Origin of the sequence: Thalassospira sp. UBA4513 (genome assembly GCF_002388495.1) — a bacterium.
Lineage (GTDB): Bacteria > Pseudomonadota > Alphaproteobacteria > Rhodospirillales > Thalassospiraceae > Thalassospira > Thalassospira tepidiphila.
Genome location: NZ_DGMR01000039.1, coordinates 122,505 through 131,763, shown reverse-complemented (window position 1 = coordinate 131,763; position 9,259 = coordinate 122,505). Strand labels below are relative to the sequence as shown.

The following is a 9,259-nucleotide window of genomic DNA, read 5'->3' as shown; positions in this document are numbered from 1 at the left end:
CTACCCCTGAGCTACGCCCGCGTTCATCAGATTGTTTCTGCCCCTGTGGAGCGGCGCGGATAATAGCCCAACAAAGAGCGATTGCAACCCTTTTTTCTTTGAAATCGCGACATCAGGAATTTTGGCGGTTTTCCTTGACTTTAAGCGTCCCAATTGTCGAAATCCGACCCGATTTATGCAAATTTGCGTCCGGTTTTGAACTTGGTTATCTTTTGGCGCACAGCCACAAGGGAAAGAGCATGAGTGATCCATCAACCCCGCTTTTCGATCATCTGGCCAAATTGGGTATCGAAACGAAAACACATGAACACGAACCGTTGTTTACGGTTGAGGATTCGCAGGCACTGCGTGGCGACCTGCCGGGGCTTCATTCCAAGAACCTGTTTGTCAAAGACAAGAAGGGCGCATTGTGGCTGGTGGTTGCCGAGGAAGAGACCGAAATCCGCATGAACCACCTGCACAAGCGGCTGGGATGCGCGCGCCTGTCGTTTGGCAAGCCGGAGCTTCTGATCGAAACGCTTGGCATAAAACCGGGTTCCGTCACCCCCTTTGCATTGCTCAATGATCGGGACCGCAAGGTCAACTTGGCCCTTGATGCCAAGCTTGCCAACGGGGATCTGTTGAACTTTCACCCCTTGCGAAATGACCGCACCACGACAATTTCCTCGGCAGACCTGTTAACCTTCATCGGCTCACTTGGCTATGAGGCGATGATCATTGATTTTGATGCCGAACCCGCCACGGCCGATGATAAATGAACCACGGACATCTGAGGTAAGCCCTTAAATCTTCTTATATTCAAGTATAAGTGACACGCAATATCACATGGCTGCCTCTTGTCGTCCGGGCATGGCGGTATCATCTAGAATTCAGAATTAGCGAGTGAACAATAATGTCGATCATTCTTGATGCGAATGCGCCGGATGGCGCCACCACCCAAAATCAGGATTCTGACCTGATCAAGGACAGCAGTGTCGAAACCTTCGTCCAGGACGTTATCGAACCGTCGATGGAAGTGCCGGTGGTTGTCGATTTCTGGGCGCCATGGTGCGGTCCGTGCAAAAGCCTGACACCGGTGATCGAAAAAGTCACCCGTGAGGCTGGCGGGCGTGTGAAACTGGTCAAGGTCAATATCGACGAGAACCAGGAACTGGCGATGCAGCTTCGCATCCAGTCGGTACCGACGGTGTATGCCTTCAAGGGCGGCCGCCCGGTCGATGGTTTTCAGGGCGCACAGCCCGAAAGCGAAGTGCGCGCGTTCTATGAAAAACTCGCTGGTGGTCCTATTGAAAGCCCGATCGAGGGACTGCTTGAACAGGCAAGTGCCGCACTTGCAGAGGAAAACTTTGAAGCAGCCCATGGTCTTTATGTCAGCGTACTTGAGCGCGAACAGGACAATGAAACCGCAATTGGCGGCATGATCCGTTGCATGGTGGGGATGGATGAAGTTGAAGAAGCCCGCCACTTCGTTGACAACATGTCTGATGTTGATCGCCTGAAGGCGCCGATTGCAGCCGCGATCAGCGCGCTTGAACTGGCCGAGACCGGGGTTTCGGGTGAAGACCTTGAAGCCGCGCGCGCCAAGGCAGAAGCCAACCCGAACGACCCGCAGGCACTTTATGATTACGGCATGGCCTGTTTTGCCAAGAACAAGCGCGAAGAAGCGGTCAATGCCATGATCACCATCATTCGCACCAACCGCGAATGGAACGAGGACGCAGGACGCACCCAGCTCCTGAAGTTTTTTGAAGCCTGGGGTCCGATGGACCCTGCCAGCGTCGCCGGACGCCGTGCATTATCGACGGTATTGTTCTCATGAGCATATGCGGCCCCTTTGATCCTGAACTTTCGGACCTTCCGGAAACCATGCCGGTATTCCCGCTAAGCGGTGCCCTTTTGCTGCCGCGCGGGCATTTGCCGCTTAATATCTTTGAGCCGCGCTACATGAATATGGTCACGGATGCGCTTGGACAGGACCGGATGATCGGGATGATTCAACCCCGACCGGATCAGCGTAACGCCTATTTCATGGACCCGGATCGCCCGGAGATCTTTTCGACAGGATGTGCGGGCCGCATTACCGCCTTTAGCGAAACCGACGATGGACGGTTTCTGATCACGCTCACGGGTGTCTGCCGATTTACCGTGATCGAGGAATTGCCCGAAAATTCCGGTGGATATCGCCGGGTGCGTGGCGATTTCGCGCCGTGGAAGAAGGATCTGACCACACCCAAGGATGACGATACGCCGATCAATCGTGATCGCCTGCGCATGGCGCTTGACGCCTATTTCGCGCAACATTCGCTGCAATCATGCTGGGACACACTGGCAGATAGCGATGATGAAATGCTGATCACCACCATTTCCATGGGCTGTCGCCTAAGTCCGCTTGAAAAACAGGCTTTGCTCGAATGCACAACGCTGTATGATCGCGGTGATATGCTAACGTCGTTGCTTGAAATGGCGGTCCATGCCGATCCCAAGCACGCACACAGCAATGCCAACTGAACATACTTGCCGCCGCACACGGCAAATCCAACCCGAAGGCTGAATTGATGACCGCGACCCATAGCCCGGTAGACCCGAAACTTCTTGAAATCCTTGTCTGTCCGGTGACCAAACAGGCGTTGGAATATGATCGTGAAAATAACGAACTGATCAGCCCAAAGGCCGGTCTTGCCTATCCGATCCGCGACGGCATTCCGATCATGCTGCCCGACGAAGCCCGTGCCATCGAAGACTAAGGCAAAGGTTGCCTGCCACCATGCCCAGCGACGGTTTTACGCCTGCTTTCACCCCGGTAGAAATCAACTATCTGCGTGATGAGCGCATTCTGGAAATCATCTGGGATGACGGTGTTCAAACGCGCCTTGGCGCCGAGCTGCTTCGCGTGGAAAGCCCGTCCGCCGAAGTTCAAGGCCATCATCCGTCAGAAAAAAAGATCATCGCCGGCCGCCGGTATGTCGGCATAATCGATATTGTGCCGGTCGGGAATTATGCCGTGCGCATTACCTTCGACGATTTGCATGATAGCGGCCTGTTTAGCTGGCAATATCTGCGCGAATTGCACGAAAATCAGGATAAGCTCTGGAACGACTATCTCGCTGCACTCAAAGCACGCGGCCTGTCACGCGATCCCGCCAAGCGCTAACGCCCCCCCCTTCTTCCTAAAAGTCCCAAAACAAAAACGGCCCTGCCAAAGACAGGACCGTTTTTAGTGTCTTGCTGTCCGCGGAGGTTATCCTCGGACGCACGCTTTCTTAGAAGCGATAGCCAATACCGAGACCGAAGACCCACGGGTCAAGATGGGCTTTGGAGGTGTTCGCACCGTTATTGATGCTGACATCGGTATCAAGGAAAATCTTCTTGACGTCGAGGTTGACAGACCACGGACCAGAAATCGCATAGTCAAAACCTGCTTGGAAAGCGTAGCCAAAGCCGTCGTCATATTTGACAGAATTGAACTGGCCCGGCTTGGAGTCATAGAAGAAGGTGTAGTTGATACCTGCACCAACATACGGGCTCCAGCGGCTTTCCGGCATAAAGTGATACTGCAGGGTCAGTGTCGGCGGCAGAAGGCGCACAGAACCAGCATCAAGGCTCGGGTTCGACCAATCCAGATCATGCTGCGTGGTTGCTGCGATCAGTTCGAGCGCGATGTTGTCAGTCAGGAAGTAGGAAAAATCGACTTCCGGAACAACGTCGTTGCTAAGTTGGCCTTCGCCAGAACCAATCGTGTCATCATAGGTATCTTCGTCCGGCACCATAGCAATGGCACGGGCACGAACAACGATGTCGCCAGCCTGTTTGGTTTTGAATTCGGCGGTCTGTGCGGAAGCCGGATTGGCAGCAACAAACGAAGCGGCCATCATGCCACCCAACAATGCGGCACCAAGGAGTTTGGATTTGAATGACATTATCTGTCCCCTGTTAGTTTGATCAACTCGACGGGGACATTGCGCTTTTCTGTTTGCTGACTTGTTGACACAAATCAACAATCACTCACAAAAAACGACATGTTTTTGAATGGTTTTAAATGACCTTTGATCACCTATAGCTATTTTTCGACCGGAATCCCTGACGACAATGCCCGGTTGTGGCAAAAGGTAATCCGGTTACAGCGGCTTGCCCTGCATCAGCTTTGGCAAGGTACCGGCATAGCCCATCGCATGCGACATGAAGGTCTTTTTTAGGGGCGGGATTTTCTCGACAATCGCCAATCCGATATCACGCGCCCAACGGATCGGCGCGATATCGTTCGAGAACAGGCGCGTGGTAATATCGGTTACCGCCAGCATCACCGTGTTATCGAAACGACGCCATTGTTCATATTCTGCCAGCACATCGGCACTGCCGATATCACGACCAAGACGATGGGCATTGACCAGAATTTCTGCCAGAACCGCAACATCGCGGATCCCCATATTCAGCCCCTGACCGGCAATCGGATGCATGCCGTGCGCTGCATCACCAATCAGCGCCAAGCGATCCTGGGTATAGTGATAGGCGTGCTGCAACCCAAGCGGATAGCAGAAGCGTGGCCCGATAACTTCAAGATCACCGAGATAGCCGTCAAACCGGCGATGCAATTCATCAAGGAAGGTCTGATCATCAAGATTGACCAGATAATTGGCTTGATCCGTGCCCTCGGTCCAGACAATCGAGCAACGGTTATCGGTCATCGGCAGGATTGCAAACGGGCCTGCTGGCAGGAAATGCTCGACCGCCAGCCCATTGTGGGGCTGCTGGTGCTTGACGGTGCACACCACCGCACTTTGCTTATAGCTCCAGTTATAGGTCTTGATGCCTGCCCATTCGCGCAACATTGATTTGCGCCCTTCGGCCCCGATGGCAAGTGGTGCGCGCACGACTTGCCCGCCGGCCAGCGTAATGGTCATTGCACCCTGATCACGTGCAATCGTTTCGACCTTGGCCGGTGCAATCATTTTGACCAGATCGGTTTTTTCGATGGCACGATAAAGCGCACTGCGCGTGACAAGATTTTCGACAATATAGCCAAGTGGCTCGTTACCGACATCATGATGGTCGTAATGCAGGAAAAGCGGGCTTTGACCGTCGGCAATGCGGATATCAAGGATCGGTTCCGCGCCATCGGCCATGTTTTCCCAGGCACCGATCACTTCCAAAACCGACTTGGAGGCAGCGGCAATCGCACAGGTGCGGCCATCGTAATTAGCCGTCAGGATGGTTTTGGGGTCTGCATAATCAATCACCACCGACTTGATGCCGCCATGGGCCAGCGCCAAGGCTATAGAGGCACCGTTCAAGCCGCCCCCAAGAATAATGACATCGGTTTGAAGTGGCTGCTGATCATGCATATCGCAATTTCCTGTGTCGTTTGGCCTTGGCCAGTGATGCCGGTTTACAATGCAGCTTGGCATCCTGCGTTGACCTGACGCAATAGGGCGTCATGAAAGCGTTGTTTGCACATCTTTACCCTGCCAGATACGCAGCCACAACCCGCACCGATCATCGACGCGCAGTTATCACACCTTTGCCGGCACAACATCGGGGCAAAACCATCTTTGGCAGCCGTGAATGCACCATCGCCACCTGCCAAGGCATATCACCCCTTGGTTGCAGCAAAGCCCGCGGAACAAGAATGTGATTTGCCACAGAGCCTTGAGCTGTAAGCGCTTTTCAATTACGCGACAGGTTGATTAAAAAATATGCATATTTTTTGAACAGCCACAGATTTTGTGCAGATTTTAATCCGGTCATGACAGAACGAAGTCATAATTTCGTCAGATCGATTCATCATTTTATGTAACGAAAACAGCAATTTACGATTTTTATTCTGAGTCTGGCACGATTCTTGGTTTGGAGACTGCGACTGCGAAATCGTGATTACCACGTTGGTACTCAACGGATATGCCGGGAGGTCGCATTATTATGAAACTTGTTACTGCTGTCATTAAGCCGTTCAAACTGGACGAAGTCCGTGAAGCGCTTAGCGCACTGGGCGTCCAGGGTTTGACGGTCACCGAAGTTAAAGGTTTTGGTCGCCAGAAAGGTCAGACCGAAATTTATCGTGGTGCTGAATACATGGTCAGCTTCCTGCCGAAGGTGAAGCTGGAAGTCGCCATCACGGATAATCTGGTTGATCAGGTTGTCGAAGCCATCACCAAAACTGCTCAAACCGGGAAAATCGGGGACGGTAAGATTTTCGTTCTTGATGTGAATCAGGCGGTTCGTATCCGTACTGGTGAAACCGGCGACGACGCCCTGTAAGTCCAGAGACAAGGGGAGACATTATGACTATTTCCATGAAGAAAACCGGCCTTGCTGCGGCTGCAGCTACCGCCCTTCTGGCAATCGCTTCTCCGGCTTTTGCTCAGGACGCAGGCGTTCCGGCTGAAACCCAGTTCATTCTCAACAGCTTTAGCTTCCTGTTCAGTGGCGCAATCGTCATGTTCATGGCGGCTGGCTTTGCTATGCTTGAGAGCGGCCTGGTTCGTACCAAAAACGTTACCACCATCCTGCTGAAGAACATTTCGCTCTTCGCAATCGCAGGCATCATGTACTACCTCATCGGTTACAACCTGATGTACATGGATGTATCTGGCTGGATCGGCTCGCTGAGCCTTTGGAGCGCAGATGACTCCGCTGCCCTTGGTGGCGACTTCTCTGGCGGTTATTCCGCAACGTCCGACTGGTTCTTCCAGATGGTCTTCGTTGCCACCGCAGCTTCGATCGTATCGGGTACTGTTGCCGAGCGTATCAAACTTTGGCCGTTCCTGATCTTCGTCGTTGTTCTGACTGGCGTTCTGTATCCGATCACCGGTGCATGGACCTGGGGCGGCGGCTGGCTGTCGGAAATGGGCTTCTCTGACTTTGCCGGTTCCACCATTGTTCACTCGGTCGGCGGCTGGGCTGCTCTGACCGGTGCGATCATCCTTGGTGCACGTAAAGGCAAGTACGGCGAAGACGGTTCGGTTCACCCGATGCCGGGTTCGAACCTTCCGCTTGCAACGCTTGGTACCTTCGTCCTGTGGCTCGGCTGGTTCGGCTTCAACGGTGGTTCCCAGCTTGCTATGGGTACCGGCGCTGACGTCATCGCCATTGCCAACATCTATGGCAACACCACCATGGCTGCTGCCGGCGGTGTGGTTGCAGCAATCATCCTGACCCAGATCCTTTACAAAAAGGTCGACCTCACCATGGCACTTAACGGTGCACTGGCTGGTCTGGTCTCGATCACGGCTGCTCCGGACACCCCGACCATTGGCTCGGCGATCATCATCGGTGCAATCGGTGGTATCCTGGTTGTTGTTGCAGTTCCGCTGCTCGACAAACTGAAAATCGACGACGTTGTTGGTGCTGTTTCGGTTCACCTTGTTGCTGGTATCTGGGGCACCCTTGCTGTTCCGTTCACCAATGACGGTGCTTCCTTCGGTACGCAGATCACCGGTATCGTTGCAATGGGTGCCTTCACCATCGTTGCTTCGTCAATCGTATGGCTGGCTCTGAAGTTCACTGTTGGTATTCGCCTCTCCGAGGAAGAAGAAGCCAACGGTTCGGATGCGACCGAGCTTGGTCTGGAAGCCTATCCGGAATTCGGTAAGGGTTCCCAGCGCTTCTAAGCAAGACTTTCTGACAGGTGCCGTGTTCGCACGGCACCTGATCAATCAGATCAAAAGCCCGTCCGGGGAAACCCGGGCGGGCTTTTTTGTTTCATGCTGCCTTTTTGGGCAGCGTTTTGATCACTTGAAAGGCAAAGACGTTTTTTGCCCCTAAAACCGAATGCCTCACCCCGACAGTCAAATACCAAGCAACAGCCTTGGCATTTTACGCTTTGCTGCCCGGTTTTGTGGCATTGGCACGAAAATTGATTTTGGCTGCCCCGAACCAGAGTCCGGCTGCCCCGACAAGACCGGACCGAGAGGAAACGCTATTTGAAAAGGGGACGCCTTATGGGGGCCTTCCAAACTGCCTCGGACGTATTTTTCGTCCTGATGGGCGCTATTATGGTGCTCGCAATGCATGCCGGTTTTGCCTTTCTTGAAGTCGGCACGGTTCGCAAAAAGAACCAGGTTAACGCACTGGTTAAGATCATTGTTGATTTCGCTGTTTCGACCATTGCCTATTTCTTTGTCGGCTACAGCATCGCATATGGCGTTGATTTCTTTGCCAATGCTGGCGTTCTGAGCGGTCAGATCTCCCCCGAAAACAGCCCGGCCTTTGCTGATAGCGGCTATGATCTGGTCAAATTCTTCTTCCTTTTGACGTTTGCAGCTGCAATCCCCGCCATCATCTCTGGCGGTATTGCAGAACGCGCGCGTTTCTATCCGCAGCTGTTTGCCACCGCCATTTTGGTGGGGGGTTGCTATCCCCTGTTTGAGGGCATGGTCTGGAATAACAATTTCGGCTTCCAGGACATGATCGAAACCACTTTTGGCGCACCGTTCCATGACTTTGCCGGTTCCATCGTCGTTCATGCGGTTGGCGGCTGGATCGCCCTTGGTGCTGTGATCAATCTCGGCGTTCGTCGCGGGCGATACACCAAAACCGGCGGCCTCGTGGGTATTCCGCCATCAAACATTCCCTTCCTCGCGTTGGGGTCGTGGGTTCTTTGTGTTGGCTGGTTTGGCTTTAACGTCATGTCCGCACAATCGATAAGCGGCATTACCGGACTGGTTGCGGTTAACTCGCTGATGGCGATGGTCGGCGGGATTCTGACGGCACTGATTGCCGGTCGAAACGATCCCGGTTTTGTCCATAACGGCGCACTTGCCGGACTTGTTGCCGTTTGCGCCGGGTCAGATGTCATGCATCCGTTGGGCGCACTGGTGACCGGCGGTCTTGCCGGTGCCCTGTTTGTCTGGGGTTTCAATCAGTGTCAGGCAAAATGGAAAATTGACGATGTTCTTGGCGTTTGGCCGCTGCACGGCATGTGCGGTCTTCTGGGCGGAATTGCCTGTGGCATCTTTGGCCTTGAGGCTCTTGGCGGTATGGGCGGCATATCGTTCAGCGCACAGCTGGCAGGGTCGCTGATTGGTGTCGTTTTTGCGACCGTGGTGGGCTTTGTTGTCTATGGCGCCCTCAAGATCACGATTGGGATCCGTCTGTCCGAAGAAGCCGAGTTTGATGGTGCGGATATCTCGATCCACAACATCGGCGCATATCCCGAGGATGATCTCCGCGCGAGCTAGGTTGCGCGACCAGCAACAGAGTTAATACTCTTTCAAGCCCGGAAAGCGCATCTTTCCGGGCTTTTTGCGTTGGCTTACCCGTGCTC

10 protein-coding genes are annotated in these 9,259 nt (G+C 53.6%); 8 read left to right on the top strand and 2 right to left on the bottom strand.

All coding sequences use genetic code 11. The features are described from left to right. The first annotated feature begins 239 nt into the window (after positions 1 to 239). From B2T33_RS17550 to B2T33_RS17530, 5 genes are all read left to right on the top strand, one after another. Positions 240 to 758, top strand: a complete 519-nt coding sequence (locus B2T33_RS17550; protein WP_286792737.1) for a prolyl-tRNA synthetase associated domain-containing protein — start codon at positions 240 to 242, stop codon at positions 756 to 758. Positions 759 to 892: 134 nt separating this feature from the next. Beyond that, positions 893 to 1,819: a thioredoxin gene (trxA, locus tag B2T33_RS17545; RefSeq protein WP_083952699.1), complete on the top strand. Its 927-nt coding sequence runs from the start codon at positions 893 to 895 to the stop codon at positions 1,817 to 1,819. Next, positions 1,816 to 2,508, top strand: coding sequence for an LON peptidase substrate-binding domain-containing protein (locus B2T33_RS17540; protein ID WP_286792736.1), 693 nt, complete (start codon positions 1,816 to 1,818; stop codon positions 2,506 to 2,508). Before trxA ends, B2T33_RS17540 begins: the two co-directional genes overlap by 4 nt. A 47-nt stretch (positions 2,509 to 2,555) precedes the next feature. Then, positions 2,556 to 2,744 (top strand): Trm112 family protein, encoded by a 189-nt coding sequence (locus B2T33_RS17535; RefSeq protein WP_008888548.1) that lies wholly within the window; start codon positions 2,556 to 2,558, stop codon positions 2,742 to 2,744. A 20-nt stretch (positions 2,745 to 2,764) separates the two neighbouring features. Next, entirely contained in the window at positions 2,765 to 3,151 is a 387-nt protein-coding gene (locus B2T33_RS17530) for a gamma-butyrobetaine hydroxylase-like domain-containing protein (RefSeq protein ID WP_063086608.1), read from the top strand. A 109-nt stretch (positions 3,152 to 3,260) separates the two neighbouring features. Here the strand turns inward: B2T33_RS17530 and B2T33_RS17525 are convergent, their stop codons facing one another. Together B2T33_RS17525 and ubiH are read right to left on the bottom strand one after the other, a co-directional pair. Further along, the gene (locus tag B2T33_RS17525; protein ID WP_063086606.1) at positions 3,261 to 3,917 is read right to left on the bottom strand and encodes an OmpW/AlkL family protein; all 657 of its coding nucleotides are present in this window, start codon (positions 3,915 to 3,917) and stop codon (positions 3,261 to 3,263) included. Between the two features lie 198 nt (positions 3,918 to 4,115). Further along, positions 4,116 to 5,339: a 2-octaprenyl-6-methoxyphenyl hydroxylase gene (gene ubiH, locus B2T33_RS17520; RefSeq protein ID WP_286792735.1), complete on the bottom strand. Its 1,224-nt coding sequence runs from the start codon at positions 5,337 to 5,339 to the stop codon at positions 4,116 to 4,118. Between the two features lie 574 nt (positions 5,340 to 5,913). Between ubiH and glnK the strand changes: the two genes are divergently transcribed. The 3 genes from glnK to B2T33_RS17505 all read left to right on the top strand — a co-directional run bounded on the left by glnK (position 5,914) and on the right by B2T33_RS17505 (position 9,173). Further along, positions 5,914 to 6,252, top strand: a complete 339-nt coding sequence (glnK, locus tag B2T33_RS17515) for a P-II family nitrogen regulator (protein ID WP_008888552.1) — start codon at positions 5,914 to 5,916, stop codon at positions 6,250 to 6,252. A gap of 23 nt (positions 6,253 to 6,275) precedes the next feature. Further along, the gene (amt, locus tag B2T33_RS17510; protein ID WP_008888553.1) at positions 6,276 to 7,604 is read left to right on the top strand and encodes an ammonium transporter; all 1,329 of its coding nucleotides are present in this window, start codon (positions 6,276 to 6,278) and stop codon (positions 7,602 to 7,604) included. Positions 7,605 to 7,934: 330 nt separating this feature from the next. Beyond that, entirely contained in the window at positions 7,935 to 9,173 is a 1,239-nt protein-coding gene (locus B2T33_RS17505) for an ammonium transporter (protein ID WP_286792938.1), read from the top strand. The last annotated feature ends 86 nt before the right edge of the window (positions 9,174 to 9,259 follow it).